This window comes from Ensifer sp. Root127 (genome assembly GCF_001425225.1).
Classification (GTDB): domain Bacteria; phylum Pseudomonadota; class Alphaproteobacteria; order Rhizobiales; family Rhizobiaceae; genus Ensifer; species Ensifer canadensis.
On sequence record NZ_LMDX01000017.1, the window covers coordinates 118349 to 138802 of the forward strand.

The window sequence follows — 20454 nt, forward strand, 5'->3', positions numbered from 1 at the left end:
CTGCATTCATTTGCCAAGGAGAGAATTGATGAAATCGCTGGCTGATATTTTCGAACACACGCTGCAGGATGTGTATTTCGCTGAGAATGCCATCACTAGGGCGCTTCCAAAGGTCGCAAAGGCCGCGAACAACGCGGAACTCAAGAAAGCGACCGAGGAGCATCTTTCGGAAACGAAAGAGCAGATCAAGAAGTTGGAGCAGGTCTTCAAGTCAATCGGCAAGACGGCATCTGGCGAAAAATGCGACGCCATCGACGGCCTGATTAAGGAGGCCGACGGTTTGATGAAAGAGGCTGAAGGGACCGCGCTGGACGCTGGTCTTCTGGCCGCTTGCCAAGCCGTTGAGCACTACGAGATCGCCCGCTATGGTTCGCTTCGTGAATGGGCCAAAGACCTCGGCCATGATGAGGCGCACACGCTTCTCAGCGAGATCCTCGACCAGGAGAAGGCGACCAACAACAAGCTCACCAACTTGGCCGTCACGTCGATTAACAAGACCTCGGCGCGCTCAAAGGCGGCATAGCAAAACAAGGGCGGCATTGACCGCCCTTTTCCAATTCAGATTGCCGGGTAGTGCTGCTGGAAAATGCAGATAGACCCCGACCGTGCAAGCGCCACCACCCAATGACCGCAGTCTATGCGATAGTGTTGTCGCCTTCAGTTCCAGCGCGATTGGAAGTGGCGACCTTTGCCTCCTGCCGGAGAGGCGTATGAATCCGGTAACAAATTCAGCAGGCAGGGCAAATGGTAAGCCGCGTGCGAAGAGCCGGGTTCAATTCCCGGGCCTTCACAACCAGATAGCCGCTTAGTCGGCAATAGACTAAAAGTCGGAGCGACCATAGCTCTGGCCCCCACCAGACGGTCAACAAACTGGTGGGGCACCAATGAGAGCAGCGGCTTCGGTCGCCTTTTTCCGCCCCGGTAACGTGAGTAGCGGAAGCACGAGGCACCATGATGCAATTTCAAGCAGGCAACTGCCCGAGCTCTCGTAACGGCCGGCTCTTTCTCTTTCGCGAGAGCGAAACCGCAGATGTCTACGGACACTGCGAGGAGTGAGAGCAGGGTTATCGATCGCCAGAAGAAATCGAGGGCAAGAGCGGGTTTCTAACCCTACTCAACGATTCCGAAGCCGAATGGGCGACCGAGGAAGAAATCTCTCGAAGTGTCTGGGCGAACCATCAGATTTTCGAGGCATAGCCTTACCAGTTTCGAGAAGCTTTAAGGCGCGACCACCGCGCCACCTTTCCAGTTCAACGGGTGATTGGTGGTGTCGGGGCTGTCTCTGATCCGAAATCCTCCTTGAACGCCATGAGGCTAAGCACGATCCCAATGAGGATGCACAGCAGCACGATGAAGATGATGCCGGATTTGTTCATCACTCATTTCAGGCTCAGAATGTGAGAAATTCGTGGCACGACGGTACCACCTGCAGCCGCTGCGGCAGTGTTATCGCCTTCATTTGCGTCACTGAGTTTGCGTACTAGACTGATTTGTCTGCGACGACCCTGTGAACATTGTCGTTGCAGGTCTAAATGCCCAGACCAGCAGAATGCTCATCGAGACGACGAACAGAGATAGCACAAGACGATTTGACATGGCGCTTTCCTCCAAAGTTGGAGCGCTGTGAATTCAGGTTCAGCATTGGTCGCCGTGTCAGGTCGAACATTTCTGGCAAGGAGACGCGCAAGCGCCTTAATCGAGGCGCCGCGGTCCGTGCGGTACGGGCGGGTTTGAAGTGTCCTGTCGCCGCATGGCAACGTGCGAAGTGTACCACGTTCTTGCTTGCGAGCGCGTTAAATAATCAACTGCACGATGTGGGAAAAGGGTGTCATCGCCCATCTGCCGTTGGCATCCTTCGCAGTTCTGTAAATGATGAAATCCCGACCGATCGTGAACTTCCCGTGCATAGTGATCTCGTTACCAGTTGAGAGCACGGCGCGAAGTTCGTTTGCATGACGGTTTGCAATTTCGTCACTGATCAAATCGGCCAGGACCTGGTCTAAAATCGCCGGCTTTGAATCAGTCATTGGAAACTCCGAACTGTTGTGCAGATCTGCACTCTAACCGTTCACCCAGCGATTTCCAGACGTCGACCTGGAGCAGCCCGGCAGCTTGCCAGCGTCGGTCTTGACGGCTTCGACGTTCGTACCCGTTCCACTGCCGGCGGGCCCGTCGGCGGCGCCGGTAACATCATCAACCGGATTGGCATCGGAGGCTAAGACATGACGAAGTTTGCGACACATGACCTGATCGGCCTTCCGACCGCGTTCTACAGTGACGATGTCACAGCCGTACCCGCCCGGTCTGGTCACGCGACGACGTCAGGAACGTCCTTCTCGACGAAGACGGCATAAGCATCATTGGGGCTTATGGCGAAGATATAGGCTGGCGAGCGCGAGCAGCCGAGCGTCGCAGAAATTATTGCTGAGCTGCCCGGCGTTTGTTTGGCCTAGCTGACACCTTGGAGAAGGGACCCCTAAGGACCGAAGCTTTGAAACATCGCAGGTCACCGCGCGTTTACCACCAGATGGTGAATCGAGGTGTCAAATGTCTATCCACATGAGAGATATCGGCGAGGCAGTCTTTGAATTGTTCCATTGGCTTCCTGTCGAAGACGAGCCAGACCTAACCGACGATCAGCGTTTGCTCGTTGAGGCTTACCGATCCGGTCAGGTCCCGGAGGCCGCTTGGCAGGAGCACTTGGATCACGATCCAGTGCTCGCACAATTCTGGCGCATAAATCCGAGGCATTGAAAGGTCGGGTTTGCCTGCAGAGACGCATAAAATGCCAGCGTCTGTGAATTCGAACGCTCAGACGGCCCCCTTCTCCTATTTGTAGGTCGGTCATTGGCCAGGAGAACGGTTGACTATGTTCGCTCGCACGACTTCCCCTTTCTCTTTGTTGAAAGGAATGGCCGATCATCAGAAGGGGCCGTTTGCGTCTCAGAGCGCCCTCGGAATAATCTGTGTCGCGACCGCGACCAGTAGACCCGCCAACGCCACTGCGGCTCCATATCTCGCCACTTTCATCAGGCGCCAGCGCGCGCCATCCCAATCATAGCCCATGTGCCCGTTCCAACGGTTTCATGCTGTTGTGAAGCATCTCTGGTTATCGGCCGCAGCTGAGGAGCTGGACGGCATCCGTTTCAAGTTCAACGCAGACGGTTTCGAATTCTAATAGCAGGCTTGGTTCTGCCGCGGTGCAACGGCGAAGTTCATCGCGCATCGCGACGGCCATACCGTAAGCTTCGCATAGCAACGCAAATGCCGGCCAGGAGTGGTCGGCTATTTGTTCGCGATGGGCTGGAAACTTCATCTGTAACAACGCTCTGCCGAAACGCTCGCTGTCCATGGCAGGTTTCTCCCAGTCACCTTCATTTGTGTGGGTATTTCAGATAGTACTAAAAAAGAAAAAGATAAAGCAAAGATGAACCGACGCATCAACGCGGCGGGCCTTGCGCTTCCGTGGCTTCATGCCTGTAGGGGAATCGAATGAGGGATCAATTATGCGCCAGACTATTGCCACGCTCGTCCTGCTCGGCTCTGCAGCACACGCTCAGGCGTTCTGCGGTGAGGGCTTTGGATACGCCTTTCGACAGCAAGTTCAACAATCGGCTGGAGTATCTCGTGTGCCTGCACAACGAACAGAACGACGCGATTAATCAGCACGCCAACATAATCAACTCCTTCAACACCAAAATCGACGACCTTGAGCGGAAGCTGCGCGAGACAGAGAGCGCCCTTCAGGACCGCGAGATGGAAATCCTCAAGCTGACCAGTGAGATCAGTAGCGTCAGGAGTGATGTCGACGATGTCGAGAGCAAACGCCAGTCGCTCGACAGCCGCGTCTCGGCCCTCGAATAAACGCGTTGGTGTCGCAACGAGGAGTGGGGATCCCAGAGCGCTGCTTTGCTTGGGGCTGGGGCGTCGCTCTGGGATCACTAGCGCCAATGGTGCGGTTGGCGCTCAACCAGCAATGGCAGGACCATCTAGATTCGGCAATGCAACTAGGACCTTTGTCTGCGCGGACCGGACTTAAGTCCTAGGTTGTGCTCTCCGCCGACCGCATGCATGCTAGGATGGGTTCCTTTAGGGCGACGTCTTCAATCGTTCGAAACCAACAGAACGAAAGTGGTCATTGATCTTCTCCTCTTCGCGGCTCTCGGTACTTCCCTTCCGGTAGGGTTCGTCGAGGACTTGTTGCCAGGTTGGTGCTAGAAAGGGGTCGTTCTGCTAGCGGTTCAGGACCGGTCATGGAGAATGTCGCAACTATCGGACCAGACATTGCCAAGAATGTCTTTCAGGTTCACTGGGGCTGACGCGGATGGTGAACCGTTATCCAATCGCACGCTTCGCCGGGCCGAGGTGTTGGCCTTCTTCAAAAGCCTTCCACCATGTCTTGTTGGCATGGAAGCCTGCGGTACAGAGCTGGCTCGGTATGCCGGCTTGCTAGCGCATGTCGCGTATCGTCGCGACCGCGCGTTCCAGCATGCGCCGCTTCTCAAATGTAGTGAGATGCTGCGACTGGTTCGCGGCCCAAACGAGTTCGGCGATGAAGGCGGTGGTGCGGGACATGCGCGCATCTCAGGTATATCAACAGTTTCGCTCATGCTTTGACCGCACGGCGCGGGCCTCACACGGCAACAGGAACTTGCCGCGCCAGATGCCGACACCTCGAGCCTGCGCCTCTTTCTGCGCAATTGCGTAGGCGCCTTTGCTATACCGCTCCCAATCTACAGCATTACCGCTCTGGACAAGCCAGCGGTTGGCGTCACGCCCGTCGGCGCGAAAGCACACGCTTACGAGGCGGTTGTATCGATCATGCTCCACGAACTCGCAGCGGGTTGGCCGAGAGGCTGCGAGAAATTGATCGAGTGCAGCCGCTGCGGCCTTGCCACACCGGTACGTGGCGCCATCGCCGTCCTCGGACTTTTGCCAGCTTTCAGGCGCATCGACGCCGTGCAGCCTGACACGCTTACCGGCGATCTCGATTGTGTCTCCATCGATCACTGATGCGCGCCCGATAAGCAGTTCCGCGGCGACGGTTGGATGGCAGCACACCAAAGCGGCCAAAAAGCCGACAATCCATTTCTTCAGAATAGTAGTGCCTCCTGCGTGTTGGCGGGCGCTTGCATGTCTGCCACCTGTACGATCTTCAGCATTTCGTCGGGCAAGGGGCGCTGAAGGGCGCGCGCTTCTTCCCACGGAGCCGCAAGCCATGTCGCGACCTCGTTCTTCGTCGTCAGAAGCACCGGCATCGCCTTTTGATGGATTGGCGCAACGACACCATTCGGTTCCGTCGTCAGGAAGGCGTACAGGTCCAGCGTGACGAGCCCTTCCTTGATCTTACGAACGCTGGTCCAATCCTTCACCCAAATGCCGGCGAAGAACATCAAGGGATCGTCCGCAGTGCTTGCGAACCACGCGTTTGGAGTGCGGCCGCCCTCGACCTTGCTTGCCGGGTCCGGTTCGGCAAAGCGGGTTACGGGGACGACGCAGCGGTTTTCGACTCCCAGCCAACGCTTCCAGTGCTTGCTGGATGTGTTACGAACGTTGGTGGTCCCGCCATCGGGCTCCATCTTCACCAGTTCCTCGAAGTCGACCTCTTTCCCCTTGGCGCGGAGCTTGTCGGCGCGCTTCTTGGCGCCCTCGAAAAGCGCCTGGCTTGAGGACGGCATACCCCAGCGCACCATCGCCAGTTCGCGACGATCCTCGTTGTTGCGAATGATCGGCGCGAAGCGATCGGGGTAGATGTCAACAGACGGCTCGAGGTTGCCGACTAGGTCATGCGTGATCGAAACGAAATCGCGGATCGCCTGCTGGTTCGTGGTCAAGTTGTAGAGATTGCACATCGTTCTTGCCCCTCAGAAAACGTCGTCTTTCCACACTGGCTTGCGAACCGTCATGATCCTGACCAGCTTCCTGATGCGGAGCTTCCCAGTGTCAGCGGCCCATGGCAACTCGAAAACTGCCCGCAGATAATCCTTGTGATTGCATTTCTCACACCGGAAGTGGTGAGCAATTTCGTCGATCGGGACGTCACCGCAAAGCTGCAGGAGGTCACGACAGCGATAGCGATGCGTGATGCGGCAATACATGCAGTCGATCTTGACAATCTGGCCGGTTTCCTCGGCCTTTGTCAGGGTATGCATGCGCTGGCGACGGGTTAGGCCATTCTGTTCCGGCATGGGGTCAGCCTGAAGCGCTAGCGTCCTCTACAACTGCGGCAGCCGGCTGGCGGCACGGGCGCCATCCCCGCGTAAAACCCAAGCTCATCGAAATTTCGGCGAGCGCGAGTTGTTCGCGTAAATGTCTGCAGTCGGCGAGCAAGGTCCGGATGGTGGCCTCGGCGTCGCCATTATGCCATGCAAGGGCCGAGGCGAGTTCGTCAGGCGTCTGATCGACATCGTCGGTCTGGGTGGTTTGGTGAGCGGCGGACATGGTTGCTCCTTGTCCGGGGTGCCTTCCCGGAGCGTTTGTCTTGTAGGTTTTAGGTTGGCGGCCGCATCGCCGGTGAAATTAGAACTTCTTGGCCGGTGGCTATTCGATCCGGTGTTCGAAGTAATACCGATTGGGCGCTACACTGCCGTGGGCATAGCCGAACGCGCGCCACTTCGTGCAGTCAGGATGCTCGCAAGGTGCTCGACCAGGCCGCTTTCCGCTCTCTTGGTGGCGCCGATTTCGTCACTCATGCTGCTTCCTTCCCGCCTCGATGTTCCTAATATGTTCTCGTGATCGCAAGAGTCAATGTCCTAACTTAGGGCGGTTGCTTTTTGATCGATGGCTAATATATTATACAACTCTAACTTTAGGAATTTGATGGCACGGGGGAGACATGCGCCATCAGCATCGCAGAGTTCCACAGCGACGGAGATCACTGCTACGAGATGCGCCAGCCCTGCTTGTCCTTGTAGGCGCCACAGGCATCGCAGGCGTGACTTCGATCGAGGAGTGGATTTCAGACCCATCGAAGCTCCTTTCGACGGTCGATCCTGGTTGCACTATCAAAGGCAATGTCAGTATCAATACCGGCGAGCGGATCTATCACGTGCCAGGTCAGACGTTTTATTCAAAGACCGTGATCAATTCGCGTTACGGAGAACGGTGGTTCTGCAGTGAGGCCGAAGCGCGGGCCGCTGGATGGCGAAAAGCACGGCGTTAGCCCTGAGGTGTCACCACGCGTTGAGAGATCAACGACACGCCTTTGGCAGTTTCCAGGGCATGAACCATCTCACGGCTACAGAGCTACAAGTGCAGCAAGGAAGGCCGCAGCTCGGCGTAAATACCGCCAAGCGGACTTGTGGGAGAGGGCCTGGGCTCCGGCGTGGAGCACAACGCTGTCCGACTGCACCCGATCGGCAGGGCGACATCAATTTTATCGCAGGATGCCGGCTTCTTTCGCGGCAGCTTCGAACGCGGCCCTGGCTTCCGCGCTAGGGACTATTCCCTTGGCCGCATCCAGGCAGGCCTTCCGAGCTGTTGCGTAATTCGCGCTCTTCGTCTCGGGCCAGGATTTCATCAGGAATGCGACCGCCTCTCGGGCGCTCCTGATGACGTGAAAACGATCATCTATTTTCAACTCAACGTTTTCATCCCAGATGGTGATCATGGCGTCCTCCGTTGGGCAGGCTTCCCATAAACGTATATTAGGGAGATCTGTTCCAAGAGCGCGATCCTGCCAAAATTTTGGGTGGCAGCATGAGGCTGTTTCCGGCCGATCCGCCCTGGCGCTGCCGACGGTTGAGCGCGAGCGTCTGCTCGGTGGCAACTGGAAGATCCGGCCGGCGGCTGGCCTCTTGTTCCGCCGCGGATGGTGCGAGGTCGTCGATGCAATTCCCGCCGGCGCGCGCTGGATGCGCGGCTGGGACTGGGGTGCAACGCCAAAGACTGAGAGCAACGATCCGGACTGGACGGCCGGTACCAAGCTCGGAAAGCTGCCGGACGGTCGATACATCGCCGCCCAACATTGCCGCGATCGCTTGTCGCCCTCTGGCGTAGAGCGGCTGATCAAGAACACCGCCGAAGCCGGCGGTAAGGATGTGCAATCGCTGCCTCAAGATTCGGGGCACGCGGGCAAATCGCAGGTCACCAACCTGACGGAGGTGCTTGCGGGCTTCACCGTCTTGCGGCCGCAGCCGCCGCAAAGTCAAGTCAGGAGCGATGAACCCGAGCGGCTCATCAAGAGACCGAGAATATCACCATGAAAAGTGCGGCCCAGAGTAAGGCCGACAACTCGGCCGCCAACAGAAATCCAAACGTGGTGTCGCTCATGCAATCCTCCGTAGGCAACCTCCATTGCCGGGAGGAACTATAGGGGACGGACGACGGTTCCGCTACTCACTAAGACGCAAGCAGCGAGTAAATCAGAACGCCGACAGAACCCCAGAATCCAACCATTACCAGCGCCATCGCGGCAACCAGAACCTTTGTCACTACAAAAACTCCACGACTGTTGTGCGGTCCAGAACCTAGCCCAGCGCTGAAATTTTAGTATCGGACCATGGTCTGATCTCGCTGATTTCGTTGACGGTGTGTCGAACCGCCACCTTACGATCAAAGTGGTCTCTACAGTTTCATTTCTTTTCGCTCCGCGAACCATGGCATCAAACGCCTCGTGGTCAGCAAGGTCATGCGCGCCTCCCGCGAAGGAAAACGGCTCTACCGAAGCCCATGTGAGAGGCTCGGAAAAGGCGGAGGCAGGGCTTTGCTAAGCGCCTGAAACGTAGAACCCCGCATCTTTGTCGGAAGGCTTCCCGTAGATCGGTTGGCGAACGGACGGCTCAGATCTGCTTGAGAGACCCGAGCTGTCTGTTTCATATCTGCGGCTTTGCGCTGCTAGCGAAGCCACTCGTTCCAGCGTTGCAGCAGTTGCGCCGCATTGGCGTTGATCCACTCTGAATCGGGGACAACCATATAATCCCGGACCTCGTCTGCATGCGGCATCGTCTTGCGCACGACTTCCGACATCAAGGCGATCGCCTCGGTGCTTGGCGGCGTACACGACAGCACTTCGCAAGCCTTTGCCTGCGCCTCCGGCGAATTCAGCCAAAAAGCCATCAGCTTCAGCGCGTTCTCACGGTTGCGAGCACCTCTGACGAGCGCAATTCGGTCTCCAACCAAAAACGATGCCTTGTAGGACCAGGCGATCGGCAACCCTTCGTTCTGCATCGCCTTTGCCCGCGTCAGCCATATCTGTCCAACTGAATAGTCGCCATTGCGAAAACCTTGCACACTCTGGTCGCCGGTCTTCCACCACACCGAAACCGAGGGCCGGATCTCGTCGAGTTTTTTTAACGCCCGTTCGACGTCAAGCGGAAACAGCTCCTCACGGCTGACACCATCGGCAAGCAATGCCGCTGCCATCACACGCCACGGATCATCGAAGTTCGGAAAAGCACGCTCGCCCGGAAAGGTCTTGCTGTCCCACATATCGGCCCAGGTCTGCGGCATTGGTTCTCCGTCGCCAGTTCGATAGGCGAGCAACGTGGCTGTCGATTGCAAAAGTGCACCGCCGGCCGCACAGGCGTTTGCACCGAGATCCTTTCTTCCGGCGAACTGTTTGCAGAAATCCGTCAGGTCTTCGGTGACCGCCTTATGTGCCTTGGATGCCGCCTGGATTTCACCATCGAGATAAAGATCCCAGGTGACATTTCCAGTCTTCACCATTGCCGCGACCTTGGCGCGCATTTCCGCGTTTGTCGCAACGACAGTTACAACCTTTATCCCGGTCGCCTTCGTGAAGGGATCGAACCAGGCCTCCTTCAGCGCGCGGTCATAGGCACCGCCCGTCGAAGCGATGACCACTTGCTCAGCAGCTGCAAGCGATACGGAGGACCAGGTTATCAGAGGCAAAACGCCTGCAAGCACTATCCGGTGTATTCTAGTCCAACGCAGCGGAATCGAAATCATGGCTGTTTCCTTTGTAGGGTTGGCAGGGAAATGGAAAGCGTCGCTGTGATCAGTTTCGCTTTTGGGCATTGGCCAAATGAATGGCGCCCATCAACATGAGGGAAATGGCCACCAGCACGGTCGAGACCGCTGCGATGACCGGCGTGAGGTTGAAGTCGATATCTTCGAACATCTTGCGTCCGATCGACTTGCCGCCAATATCCGAGATGAAGAACGCGACCGTCGCTTCATCGAACGAAGCCAGAAAAGCGAACACGGCCCCTGCCGCCAAACCCGGTGCAATATTGGGCAGGACCACAAGGACGAAGGCCTCAAGCCTGTTGGCCCCACAGTTCAATGCTGCCAGTTCCAGCGCGGGGTCGAAACGCTGCAGCGCCGCCGTCACCGTGATCATCACGTAAGGTGTGGCAAGGACGGTATGGGCAATGAGAAAGCCGAAGAAGTTGCCCGTAAGCTGCAGCGGCGAGAACACCAGATAAAGTGCGACCCCAAGCACAATGTGCGGCACGATCATCGGCCCAAGCGCGAGAGCCTGAAGCGCCGATCTGAAGGGGAGATGCCCTCTCACGATCGCCAGCGCGGCCATCGTGCCAGTAATCGTGGCTGTCGCAGTCGTAGCAAGCGCGATCTTGAGGCTGAACCAGGTTGCCGCCATCCAGTCCGGGTCACTGAAATAGGCACGGTACCATTTGAGGCTCAACCCGCTCGGCGGAAACTCAATATAGTCCATTTCGCTGAGTGACATGGGGATGACGATGAGCGTTGGCAGCAGCAAGAAGAAGAGGACGCAACCGATCACGACAGCCAGAGTGATCATGCCGACGGTCTTGGCAAAGACGTGGAAGGCTGACGCGGCGTAATGGTCGCGAACCAGGGACAGACGATTTGGCGAACGTGCGAGATCAATGGACACTGTGCAATCCCTTGCTGAGCGAGAGCGTCTTTCGAAACAGGAAGACGAAGATGAGCGTCACGGTTAAAAGCACCGTCGAAAGCGCTGCGGCGAACGGCCAGTCGAGCAGAACAGTCGTCTGCTGTCCGATCAACGTTGCCATCAGCATAGATCCTGGGCCGCCGACCAACGCCGGCGTGATGTAAAAGCCCAGGGCAAGGACAAAGCACAGGACGCTGCCCGCAAAGACACCCGGCAGGCTGAGCGGCAAGGTGACACTGATGAATGCGCGAAACGCTCCAGCACCAAGATTGCGCGCTGCCCTGACATAGTCGGGCGGCAAGGTCCGCAATGTCGAATAGATTGGCAGGATCATGAACGGCATCAACACATGCGTCATCGCCACAATGACCGCGCCCTGCGTGTAGATCAGCTTCAGCGGTCCGTCGGTGATACCGACATCCGCCAAAAGTGTATTCACGATGCCATTGCGCTGGAGAAGAACCACCCACGCGTAGGACCTGACCAGAACCGATGTCCACAAGGGTATGAAGACGCAGGCCGCAACCACCATGGCAACGCCATGTCGCAACCGCGCCATCAGATAGGCGACGGGAAAGCCGAGAAGCAGGCTTGCAATCGTCACAACGAATGCAACCTTCACCGTGCTCGCCAACACGCCGAGATAGAGCGGCTCGGCAACAAGACGCCGATAGTGATCAAGGCTTCCGCCCTCAAAACTCAGCGCAACCAGCCGGATGACGGGATAGACGAACCCGAGGACCAGTGCGGCGACAAGTGGCGTCACCAAGCAGACCGAAACGCTACGCGAATAAAACCGTGCGGATGCCTCAGTCGATCGTGGCTGGCGTGCGGACATGGCCTGCGAAACGTCGGAAAGGCCGCTCATGCCGCATGCCTTTCCGTTTCTGGAAACAAGTGAATGGCTCCATCATCGAGCAGAAGGTCAACCTGATCCCGCTCGTGAAATGGCAATCCTCCATCGGCCGGCAGCTGTATCTGCAACACAACGTCCGGGCGGCTTTCCAGCCGTACCATGACAATATGGACAGAGCCCACAAAGACACAGGTCTCCACGACAGCCGCAAGGCAGCCCGCACCACCTTCACCACACCTGGCAACCCGAACCCTCTCCGGGCGTATTGCAAGCTTTACTGTTTGCCCGGCCGATGGGCCGACATTTCGCAGACCTTGTGAACGAATGGAAAGAACAGTGTCGTCGGAAAGACGCACCACGGCCGTGCCACCTGCGTTCTCGAGGCAACTGCCTTCGATGAAGTTCATTCGACCGATAAAATCGGCAACAAATGCGGAATTCGGGTGCCGATAGAGTTCTGTGGGAGGACCGAATTGCATCAACTCGCCGCCGGCCATAACCGCAACGCGGTCTGACATGGTCAGGGCCTCGTCCTGATCATGCGTCACATAGACGACCGTAGCGCCCAGCCGCTCTTGCAGGCGCTTGATTTCGAACTGCATCGCCTCTCGCAGCTTCTTGTCCAGCGCACCCAATGGTTCATCCATCAACAGAACAGGCGGCTCGAATGCCAGCGCTCGGGCTAATGCAACGCGCTGCTGTTGGCCGCCGGACAATTGTTGGGGGTAGCGCTGCCCATAACTTGAGAGCTGCACGAGTTCGAGCATCTCCTCGACCCGTGTGGCAATCCGCGTCCTGTTCGCTCGGCCCCGCATGCGCAACGGAAATGCGATGTTTTGATGCACCGTCAGATGCGGAAAAAGAGCGTACTTTTGAAACACCATGCCGATGCCACGCCGGTTGGGAGCAACATGCGTTACATCTCGTCCTCCAATGACGATCTTGCCGGCGCTCGGTCCCTCAAATCCCGCGATCATGTTCAGCGCGGTTGTCTTTCCGGAACCGGAAGGACCGACAAGCGAAACAAACTCACCGGCACTGATTTCAAGCGACAGGCTCGTGACGGCCCTAACACTGCCAAAATGCTTTTCGAGCCCAACAAGCGATAAATATTGACCAATCAATTCTGACTTTCCTTTCAACTGTTCCGGTGACGCTCTGTGGCGTCTAACCTCTGAAGGGCCCGTTTGACGGCCCCGTACCAACAATCCCATCGGGCGACCCGCAGGCGCAGCCAGGGCAAATCAACGGCGATGAAAAAATCCGCGCCAACCTGGCAGGCGGCACCCGTGACGATAATCAAGAAAGCTGCTAGGACTCGTTGATGCGACAAAAGCTTTGCAGAACTTTCATATTTCATTTTTGTTGCATCAAAAATTTGCATTGTCAACTAAGTGAGAGGTTTGAATGGCGGTCCATGTAAGCGAGTTGGCCAATATTGATCGTGCGGCGGAGAACCTTGGCGATGCGGCGTATCGCCAGATGAAGGAGCGGATTATCCGTGGCGTCTACCGTCCGGGGCATAAGTTGACGGTGAGGGCGGTTGCCCAGGACTTGGACGTAAGCACTACTCCTGCGCGTGATGCCATCAATCGGCTCGCAAGCGAAGCGGCGCTCGTCTATGCCGGCCCAAAGACGGTCGTCGTGCCTGTCCTTGATGCAAAAGCCCTGCAGGAGATCACGCTTATTCGGTTGGCGCTCGAGGGGTTGGCTGCGCAGCAGGCCGCCGAACATGTTGTCCCGCAGGACGTGGAGGCCCTTAGGTCTCTGCAAAAACGAATTAATTCAGCGCTTGACGCCGGGCGGTACGCAGATGCCCTGTGGCACAACAAGGAGTTCCATTTTGGGATCTTCCGGCTGGCAAAATTGCCGCACCTTGTTTCGATGATCGAAACCCTTTGGTTGCGGATCGGCCCCTCCCTGCACGATCTCTATCCAGAATTTGCAAAGGAGCGGTTTGGTGTTCACAACCACGAGGTTGCGATGGAGGCGCTCGAGGAGCGCGATGGGGCAGCCGTCCGGGCTGCAATGGAGAATGATATTCGCGACGGCTATCGGCGTCTGAGGCGAGCCTGTCGCGAAAGGGCGATTGGCTCCGCGCAATAGAGAATTTGTTGCATGGACTTGACTGTTGGGGTTTTTTGTTGCAACAAAAGTGTAAAGCTCGTACAAACGACGAGCCGAATTTGTTGTTCAGAAAGCCCAAGCCATGTCAGTTCAAGGAATTCATGCCGCGCAGGCCTCGCCTGCACGGACTAAATCGACACGTCTTTTCCGTCGCGCAGTGCCGGTTTTTCCCGGTGGTGTGACCCGCGCCACGGTAGAGAAAGATCCTATCCCGTTTTACGTCGCGTACGGGGAGGGCGCCTATCTGGTTGACGTCGATGGCAATCGTCTCCTCGACCTCAACAATAACTTTACGACCCTTATTCATGGACACGGCTTCGAGCCGGTCCGTCAGGCTGCAAGCGATCTTATGCGGACGGGAACGTGCTTTGCCAACCCGACGCAACACGAGATCGGGCTTGCCGAGTTGCTTGTTGATCGTATTCCGGCCATCGAACAAGTGCGCTTCGTCAACAGCGGCACCGAAGCGGTGATGTTCGCAATCAAAGCCGCGCGCGCATTCACGGGCCGGCCTGGAATTGTCAGGGTCGAAGGGGCCTATCACGGCGCTTATGATTGGGCCGAGGCCGGGCAGGCGTTGGCGTCAAACCCAGACGATCGGGCAGCCATCCCACGGGCAATACCTGCCTACCATGGCACTCCTGTCAGTGTCGCCGATGACGTCCATCTCATTCGCTTCAACCACGTGGACGGACTTGAGCAACGCCTACACGCCTTGCGTGACCGTGTCGCCTGCGTGTTGATCGATCCGATGCCCAGCCGCGCCGGTCTTCTTCATCCCAATGCCACCTTCATCGAGGCACTGAGCTCGGCTGCACGCAAGCATGGCATTCTCATCATCGCCGATGAGGTTCTCAATCTCAGGCAGGGCTACGCAGGAGCCTCGCCGCGATACGGGCTCACCCCCGATCTCGTCACTGCCGGCAAAATCATCGGTGGTGGGTTCCCGATCGGTGCGATCGGTGGACGTGAAGAGATCATGCGGGTTTTCGGTACGCAGGTGAACAAGCCTCTGCTGCTGCAGGGCGGCACATTTTCCGCCAATCCCGTCTCCATGGTCGCCGGTCGCGTCGCAATGGAAGCAATGACACATGATAGCTTCAATCACCTGGAGGCGCTTGGAGAACGGCTGCGTGACGGCCTTCGAAGCAGCATCAGCCGCGTTGACGCGCCATTCTCTGTCACCGGCGCAGCTTCGCTGTTTCGAATACACCCCAAAACCAATGCACCAACCGAGTTTCGAGAAGCTTTGCTGAGCGATGCGGAAGGCCTCGTGATGAGGGGGCTTGCACGGCATTTCCTTCAACGCGGCATCCTCCTTCCCCATGGCGCCGCAGCCAGCCTTTCGACACCAATGACCAACAGCGACATCGACCTCATCCTCGCTGCCTTCGATGATTTCCTGAGTGTTCACGCCGCCAACGAGAGGGCGCAATCATGACCAATGCCGCAACTGAAACTGTCGCCGAGCGCATTGCCCGCATCCTTTGCCGCCACCAGGTGGAAGTCATCTTCGCCCAGAGCCTTCCCTCGGCAGTTATTCTCGCAGCGGAGGCGGCCGGCATCAAACAGATCGCCTATAGGCAAGAAAACATGGGCGGGGCGATGGCCGACGGATATGCCCGCATATCAGGCAAAGTCGCTGTGGTTGCTGCCCAGAACGGTCCTGCCGCGACACTTCTTGTCCCGCCTCTTGCGGAAGCCTTAAAGGCGAGTGTTCCGATCGTTGCGCTCGTTCAGGATGTCGAACGCGACCAGGCGGACAGAAACGCATTCCAGGATTTCGACCAGATCGCGCTCTTTCAATCCTGCGCCAAATGGGTCCGGCGCGTTCAAGTCCCAGACCGGATTGACGACTATATCGACGCCGCCTTTACCGCAGCTGCATCCGGCCGCCCGGGGCCAGCAGTCTTGCTCCTACCTGCCGATCTGTTGCGCGCGCCGGCTCAGCCGGCCACCCTTCCGAGATCAAAATGCCTCGGCCGATGGCCACTTGATCGCACGCGTCCCTCTGAAGAAGCCCTCGATGAGGTGGCACGGCGAATTGCATCGGCGAAGGCTCCTATCATCGTTGCAGGTGGCGGCGTGCATGGCTCAGGCGCCGCAGAAGAGCTGACAGCCTTGCAGCATGAAGCAAGCCTGCCGGTGATAACCACTAATATGGGCAAGGGGGTGGTCGATGAGTTTCATCCCTTGTCAGCCGGTGTCCTTGGATCATTGACCGGCCCACGCTCGCTCGGACGTCACTCGCTGCCTTTGATTGAAGAAGCTGATCTTGTCCTTCTGGTCGGTACGCGAACCAATCAAAATGGAACGGACAACTGGCGCCAAATTCCAACCTCTGCGACAATCGTACATATCGATGTCGATCCGGCAGAGATCGGACGGAATTATGAGGCAATCCGCCTCGTTGGCGACGCCGCGGAAACACTTTCGGCCCTTCGGGAAGCACTTGGTCGCGTCGACCTTACGCGTCGCAATAGTGATCGTGCGCGATTGGAGGAGCGCATCAAAGGCTTCTGGACCGCGTTCGAACGTGATCGTTTAGACGTTTCAACCGCGACTTCCGGGCCCATCCGTCCGGAAAGAGTGATGGCCGAGCTTCAGTCCCTACTGACCGCTGACATGATGGTCGTCGCCGATGCCTCCTATTCCTCGATGTGGGTTGTCGGGCAGTTACGTGCACCAGGCGTCATGCGGTTTATCACGCCTCGCGGTCTCGCAGGACTTGGTTGGGGTGTGCCGCTCGCGATCGGCGCTAAGGCTGCCCGTCCACAAAGCCCTGTCGTTGCTCTCGTTGGCGATGGCGGCTTCGCCCATAGTTGGGCGGAGCTCGAAACCATGGTGCGCATGCAACTTCCCGTTCTCATCATCGTTTTGAACAACGGCATCCTTGGTTTCCAACGGGATGCGGAGACCGTGAAATTCGGCAGATACACCACGGCATGCCATTTCGCCGACGTCGACCATGTGCAGATCGCCAGGGCTTGCGGCTGCCCCGCGGTCCGCGTTGAAGATCCTTGTGATCTGGCCGATCTGCTCAAAAGCAGCATCAATGCTGAGGGACCAATGTTGATTGAGGTCATGACAGACCCGGAAGCACATCCTCCTCTTTCTCTCTTTGCCAATATGGATGCGGCAGCATGACAAATCGCCAAACGGAAAGGATCGCCGTGGTGACCGGCGGCACGACAGGTATTGGGCTGGCAACAGCCCAATACCTTCTCGCACGCGGCCACCGGGTTGCGATCTTCGGTCAAAACGAAGGGCATGTGCGAAACGCCAAAGACGATCTTACCCGTGAATTTGGTGCTGAGCGCCTGTTCGCGCGCACCGTTGATCTCGTGCAACCACCTCAGATCACCACATTCTTTCGTGAGCTCGAGCAAAGCTGGGGAAGTGCTGGTGTTCTCGTTTGCAATGCCGGGGTCTCGCCGAAGGGTGTCGACGGTCCGTCCCCCTTCGATGAGGTCGACCTTAAAGAGTGGAACTCAGTTCTTTCGGTCAATCTAACCGGTGCAATGTTGTGCTGCCAGGCGGTGTTGCCAGGCATGGTCCGGCATGGATTCGGACGCATCGTGTTCGTTGGTTCGATCGCCGGGCGAACGCTTCCCCGCATCGCCGGTAGCGCTTACGTAACCTCTAAGGCAGCAATGGCTGGTCTCGCGCGTTCGCTTGTCTGGCCTTATGGCGCTCACGGTGTCACAGCCAACGTCGTTGCTCCGGGCAGAATTGCGACCGCCATGGCCGGTGCTATCAGCGCGCCAACCAATCAGGCGGCTATTGCGCGCATTCCCGCTGGCCGAATGGGCGTCCCGAACGAAGTTGCCGCTGCCATAGGCTTTCTCGCCGGCGATGAAGCCGCCTTCGTCAACGGGGCAATCTTGGATGTCAATGGCGGCGAGTACGCGCCAGCGTGAGGCTGGGCGTTTTCCGCAAAGGGGGGACAGATGAACGGGCGAATAGTTATCCATACCGAAGACGCGGAGCTTTACCTGCTTCTTAAACACATCCTCACGCTTGAAGGTTTCTCGGCTGAAAACACCAACCGTTTGAGCGAGCTGCTAAGCCGCGTTCATCTTGCCCCACCGCTGGCGGTCATTGTCGACGGCTCTGATCCCGACATGAATGCATCTGCCGTCTGCGCCCGCATCAGGGCCAACACAAAGCCTGAGGCAAAGGTTGTGTCTCTCGTGAATACGGCGAACGGCGGCGACGGTCATCACCTGGCCGCGTCAACCGGGGACTGCATCATACACCGTCCGTTCAATCCAGAGCGGCTGCTTGCATTTCTGCGCGGTTTGCGCGCCGATGTGGCGGCGCGATCCAGCACGCAAACACCAACGATACTGCGTTACGCCGACATCGAAATGAACCTCAGTCGGCTTCGCGTCGAGCGAGACGGCCAACCGGTCCTTCTGTCGGCACTCCAGTTTCGTCTGTTGCTGTGCCTGATGCGGGCTCCCGACGTTGTCCATACGCGCGATGACCTAATTGCCGCTGCTTGGCCACCCGATGCAGAGGTCGAACCGCGAACCGTTGATATTCACATTGGACATATAAGACGAGCAATGAAGCGGGCGGGGGCTGATGTCATTCGAACCGTTCGCTCTGTCGGGTACGCGCTTTACCTGCCATCGCATTGACTGAGCGGATTTAATGGCTATGCCACACCTCTTCCTATTTGTGATCTTCGGCCGGCGAATCCAGGCGTGATTTCGGGACGAACCCCAACGTGAATCCAAAGAGCCGCCCGATCTTGGCAACCGTGTCGACAGTCGGATTTGCTTTCCCGGTTTCAATCTCAGCGACTTGTCTGCGAGTAATGCCTGTCAGTTCCGAAAATTGTTTTTGGTTCAAACCAAGTGCCCTTCGGATCTCAGAAACAGCCTGGGGAAGGCGCAGATCCCCAGCCGCCGCTCTTTCAGCCAGGCGCCGTCTCAATTCCCTCGTTTCTTCCTTGGTGGGTTTCTTCCATCGAGGCATATTCTCACACCCCCGGCGCTGAAGCGGCTGCGTCCAGCACCTTTCCAACAAGCTCGGCGCACCCTGACATGGCGAAATCCACGACTTCCGCAGGCACTCCCATTGCCAGCGATATTTTCGGTGCGTTGGCAAGCCGCTCTGCAAACGTCGCCATCTCCCCAAGAAGCGCGGCCGCTGCTCTCTCGTCCTCCATGAAAACTGCACCGCAGACCTGCCACCAATCAGGATCGCTGTCGCGGTGTGTGTGGCGCATCACTCCCCATCTCGTCGATCTGGCGATGCCTTCGATCGCAAGACGCATCGGTGCGAAATCGAACAGCGGCGCAAGCGTGATGCCTCCACCAGGAGTCTTGCGCAGAGCGGTGTTCCGTCCATGGTTGTCAGGATTGCCCATCGCTCTATTGGTGAGATCGCGTTTCGCGTATTCCACGATATCGATGAATGGTTGGTCCGAATGGCGCTTCAAGACATTCACATAGTCTTCGTGGTCGGCGTTGTGTCCGAACTGCGCGACGCCAATGCTAGAAACCATGCTTTCCTGGCCGAAGCGGCATAGCAGCCCTCCTTGGATCTCCCGATCAAAGCGCGGGATCATCAACACCCCTTGCTCATAGGCCGAGACTTCATGAACCCGCAGGCCGAGCTCTTTGGCAACGCGCGAATAGCCGGATTCCGCCTCCAGGATCAGCCGATCGCGTTCGTTGCTGCTCCTGAGTAGTTTTACGATTACGTGTCGGATGGCTTCATCGTCCTTCACAAACGCGTCTGGATAATAGAGACCATCGACCGCTTGTGTTAGAGCGACCTTCGGCCATTCGCCTTGCAGGCCGCTCGATCCTGAGGCGATCAGGCCGAACCGGTCGACGACTTCGATGAATTTTTCGCTGCGATTGAAGATGTCGTCTTCAGTGACCCCAGTGCGCGTCACGTTCTTAAGGCGTTCCCGTTCAGCCTCCGCTGCCTGCTTGATGCGGACATTGCCCACCGGGCTGCCCGCTGCTCTCAGAAGGAGTGGGAGGTCGGATTCACGGTCATCCACACGCAGCCCAAGATGCTCCGCGAGCTTACGTCGCGCGTGCCCCTGTGGCATGAGGTCTAGTAGGAAAGGAGGCCAAGTCGCCAGATATCGACTCTCAAGGTCTACAGGGAACCTGACAGACATGGCTCTGGCGTCGCCTACCTCACCGTTGGCACTATAATCTGCGGCGGCGAAATTTGCGAAATAGTCGATGTCATACTCAACGATCGACGGCCCCCGGTAACCAAGCTGGGCGTCGAGGATCTCAATTGTGCCGCATTCGCGCCAGTCGCCGCTCCAGAATGCTTCGACAGTCAAACGCATTTAATAATCCCCTTTAAGGGATACATTAATAGAGCTTTCGGTTTTTTCCAACCCATCAAAAGGGTCTGTTTTGGTCGAGTTTTACTACGGAGAAGGACTGAACACAGAATTCGACTGCGTCGAGCGTCGCTACGCTTCTATCCAGGATGCGCACCTTGCGTGGCGTCCCAGTGCACACCTTACGATCTCTCAGCGTTGAGAATACGCCAGACCAGAATTTGGAGTTATCGCCACGCACTTCAGTTCAGGCATCCAGGGCGCAATGAGCGGCGGTTGTCGCGGTCTGCGGCCATAGAGAGC

General features: G+C 57.4%; 25 protein-coding genes and 1 pseudogene. 12 read left to right on the top strand and 14 right to left on the bottom strand.

What is annotated here, in order from left to right; translation table 11 throughout:
- Positions 1-28 precede the first annotated feature (28 nt).
- A complete protein-coding gene (locus ASD03_RS19390) occupies positions 29-523 on the top strand; it encodes a ferritin-like domain-containing protein (RefSeq protein WP_057215198.1) in 495 nt (164 codons plus the stop codon).
- 727 nt (positions 524-1250) lie between these two features.
- Here the strand turns inward: ASD03_RS19390 and ASD03_RS41150 are convergent.
- On the bottom strand, positions 1251-1376 hold the full coding sequence (locus ASD03_RS41150; RefSeq protein WP_272953752.1) for a hypothetical protein: 126 nt from the start codon (positions 1374-1376) through the stop codon (positions 1251-1253).
- A 417-nt stretch (positions 1377-1793) separates the two neighbouring features.
- On the bottom strand, positions 1794-2027 hold the full coding sequence (locus tag ASD03_RS19395) for a hypothetical protein (protein ID WP_025428891.1): 234 nt from the start codon (positions 2025-2027) through the stop codon (positions 1794-1796).
- 195 nt (positions 2028-2222) lie between these two features.
- Between ASD03_RS19395 and ASD03_RS41155 the strand changes: the two genes are divergently transcribed.
- Positions 2223-2354 (top strand): hypothetical protein, encoded by a 132-nt coding sequence (locus ASD03_RS41155; RefSeq protein WP_277996349.1) that lies wholly within the window; start codon positions 2223-2225, stop codon positions 2352-2354.
- Between the two features lie 755 nt (positions 2355-3109).
- Here ASD03_RS41155 and ASD03_RS19410 read toward each other — a convergent pair.
- A complete protein-coding gene (locus tag ASD03_RS19410; RefSeq protein WP_057215207.1) occupies positions 3110-3352 on the bottom strand; it encodes a hypothetical protein in 243 nt (80 codons plus the stop codon).
- 227 nt (positions 3353-3579) lie between these two features.
- Between ASD03_RS19410 and ASD03_RS19415 the strand changes: the two genes are divergently transcribed.
- Both ASD03_RS19415 and ASD03_RS40615 read left to right on the top strand, forming a co-directional pair.
- Complete coding sequence (locus ASD03_RS19415; RefSeq protein WP_057215211.1) at positions 3580-3864, top strand: hypothetical protein; 285 nt, start codon at positions 3580-3582, stop codon at positions 3862-3864.
- A gap of 389 nt (positions 3865-4253) precedes the next feature.
- A pseudogene (locus ASD03_RS40615) lies at positions 4254-4422 on the top strand (IS110 family transposase); the annotation flags it as partial.
- A gap of 27 nt (positions 4423-4449) precedes the next feature.
- Here the strand turns inward: ASD03_RS40615 and ASD03_RS41160 are convergent.
- From ASD03_RS41160 to ASD03_RS19425, 3 genes are read right to left on the bottom strand one after another with little or no spacing between them, the layout of a single operon-like run.
- Positions 4450-4575, bottom strand: coding sequence for a hypothetical protein (locus ASD03_RS41160; RefSeq protein WP_277996351.1), 126 nt, complete (start codon positions 4573-4575; stop codon positions 4450-4452).
- A gap of 18 nt (positions 4576-4593) precedes the next feature.
- Complete coding sequence (locus ASD03_RS19420) at positions 4594-5073, bottom strand: thermonuclease family protein (protein WP_348523272.1); 480 nt, start codon at positions 5071-5073, stop codon at positions 4594-4596.
- Between the two features lie 20 nt (positions 5074-5093).
- The gene (locus tag ASD03_RS19425) at positions 5094-5852 is read right to left on the bottom strand and encodes an SOS response-associated peptidase (RefSeq protein WP_057215214.1); all 759 of its coding nucleotides are present in this window, start codon (positions 5850-5852) and stop codon (positions 5094-5096) included.
- A 135-nt stretch (positions 5853-5987) separates the two neighbouring features.
- Here ASD03_RS19425 and ASD03_RS39090 point away from each other — a divergent pair, with 135 nt between their 5' ends.
- The gene (locus ASD03_RS39090) at positions 5988-6170 is read left to right on the top strand and encodes a hypothetical protein (RefSeq protein ID WP_156407998.1); all 183 of its coding nucleotides are present in this window, start codon (positions 5988-5990) and stop codon (positions 6168-6170) included.
- A 22-nt stretch (positions 6171-6192) separates the two neighbouring features.
- On the opposite strand, the gene ASD03_RS19435 is transcribed toward ASD03_RS39090, so the two are convergent.
- Positions 6193-6441, bottom strand: coding sequence for a hypothetical protein (locus ASD03_RS19435; protein ID WP_057215220.1), 249 nt, complete (start codon positions 6439-6441; stop codon positions 6193-6195).
- A 394-nt stretch (positions 6442-6835) separates the two neighbouring features.
- Here ASD03_RS19435 and ASD03_RS40620 point away from each other — a divergent pair, with 394 nt between their 5' ends.
- The gene (locus ASD03_RS40620; RefSeq protein ID WP_244494657.1) at positions 6836-7162 is read left to right on the top strand and encodes a succinoglycan biosynthesis protein exoi; all 327 of its coding nucleotides are present in this window, start codon (positions 6836-6838) and stop codon (positions 7160-7162) included.
- Positions 7163-7375: 213 nt separating this feature from the next.
- Here the strand turns inward: ASD03_RS40620 and ASD03_RS19440 are convergent, their stop codons facing one another.
- On the bottom strand, positions 7376-7609 hold the full coding sequence (locus tag ASD03_RS19440) for a DUF982 domain-containing protein (protein WP_057215222.1): 234 nt from the start codon (positions 7607-7609) through the stop codon (positions 7376-7378).
- 187 nt (positions 7610-7796) lie between these two features.
- On the opposite strand from ASD03_RS19440, the gene ASD03_RS19445 reads away from it, so the two are divergent.
- On the top strand, positions 7797-8204 hold the full coding sequence (locus ASD03_RS19445) for a hypothetical protein (protein ID WP_057215224.1): 408 nt from the start codon (positions 7797-7799) through the stop codon (positions 8202-8204).
- Between the two features lie 631 nt (positions 8205-8835).
- Here the strand turns inward: ASD03_RS19445 and ASD03_RS19450 are convergent.
- The 4 genes from ASD03_RS19450 to ASD03_RS19465 form a co-directional block, all read right to left on the bottom strand.
- Complete coding sequence (locus ASD03_RS19450) at positions 8836-9909, bottom strand: ABC transporter substrate-binding protein (RefSeq protein WP_057215226.1); 1074 nt, start codon at positions 9907-9909, stop codon at positions 8836-8838.
- A gap of 49 nt (positions 9910-9958) precedes the next feature.
- Positions 9959-10726, bottom strand: a complete 768-nt coding sequence (locus ASD03_RS19455) for an ABC transporter permease (protein WP_057215333.1) — start codon at positions 10724-10726, stop codon at positions 9959-9961.
- An 85-nt stretch (positions 10727-10811) separates the two neighbouring features.
- On the bottom strand, positions 10812-11681 hold the full coding sequence (locus ASD03_RS19460; RefSeq protein ID WP_156408008.1) for an ABC transporter permease: 870 nt from the start codon (positions 11679-11681) through the stop codon (positions 10812-10814).
- A 26-nt stretch (positions 11682-11707) separates the two neighbouring features.
- On the bottom strand, positions 11708-12823 hold the full coding sequence (locus tag ASD03_RS19465) for an ABC transporter ATP-binding protein (RefSeq protein WP_057215231.1): 1116 nt from the start codon (positions 12821-12823) through the stop codon (positions 11708-11710).
- 283 nt (positions 12824-13106) lie between these two features.
- Between ASD03_RS19465 and ASD03_RS19470 the strand changes: the two genes are divergently transcribed.
- The 5 genes from ASD03_RS19470 to ASD03_RS19490 all read left to right on the top strand — a co-directional run bounded on the left by ASD03_RS19470 (position 13107) and on the right by ASD03_RS19490 (position 18472).
- Complete coding sequence (locus ASD03_RS19470) at positions 13107-13805, top strand: GntR family transcriptional regulator (RefSeq protein WP_057215234.1); 699 nt, start codon at positions 13107-13109, stop codon at positions 13803-13805.
- 103 nt (positions 13806-13908) lie between these two features.
- Positions 13909-15267 (top strand): aspartate aminotransferase family protein, encoded by a 1359-nt coding sequence (locus ASD03_RS19475; protein ID WP_057215239.1) that lies wholly within the window; start codon positions 13909-13911, stop codon positions 15265-15267.
- On the top strand, positions 15264-16973 hold the full coding sequence (locus ASD03_RS19480; RefSeq protein ID WP_057215242.1) for an acetolactate synthase catalytic subunit: 1710 nt from the start codon (positions 15264-15266) through the stop codon (positions 16971-16973). The genes ASD03_RS19475 and ASD03_RS19480 overlap by 4 nt, the downstream gene beginning before the upstream one ends.
- Entirely contained in the window at positions 16970-17746 is a 777-nt protein-coding gene (gene fabG / locus ASD03_RS19485; RefSeq protein WP_057215245.1) for a 3-oxoacyl-ACP reductase FabG, read from the top strand. Before ASD03_RS19480 ends, fabG begins: the two co-directional genes overlap by 4 nt.
- A gap of 30 nt (positions 17747-17776) precedes the next feature.
- Complete coding sequence (locus ASD03_RS19490) at positions 17777-18472, top strand: response regulator transcription factor (RefSeq protein WP_057215250.1); 696 nt, start codon at positions 17777-17779, stop codon at positions 18470-18472.
- A gap of 34 nt (positions 18473-18506) precedes the next feature.
- On the opposite strand, the gene ASD03_RS19495 is transcribed toward ASD03_RS19490, so the two are convergent.
- Positions 18507-18812 (bottom strand): helix-turn-helix transcriptional regulator, encoded by a 306-nt coding sequence (locus ASD03_RS19495; protein WP_025428883.1) that lies wholly within the window; start codon positions 18810-18812, stop codon positions 18507-18509.
- Positions 18813-18816: 4 nt separating this feature from the next.
- Complete coding sequence (locus ASD03_RS19500) at positions 18817-20154, bottom strand: HipA domain-containing protein (RefSeq protein WP_057215252.1); 1338 nt, start codon at positions 20152-20154, stop codon at positions 18817-18819.
- Positions 20155-20454 lie beyond the last annotated feature (300 nt).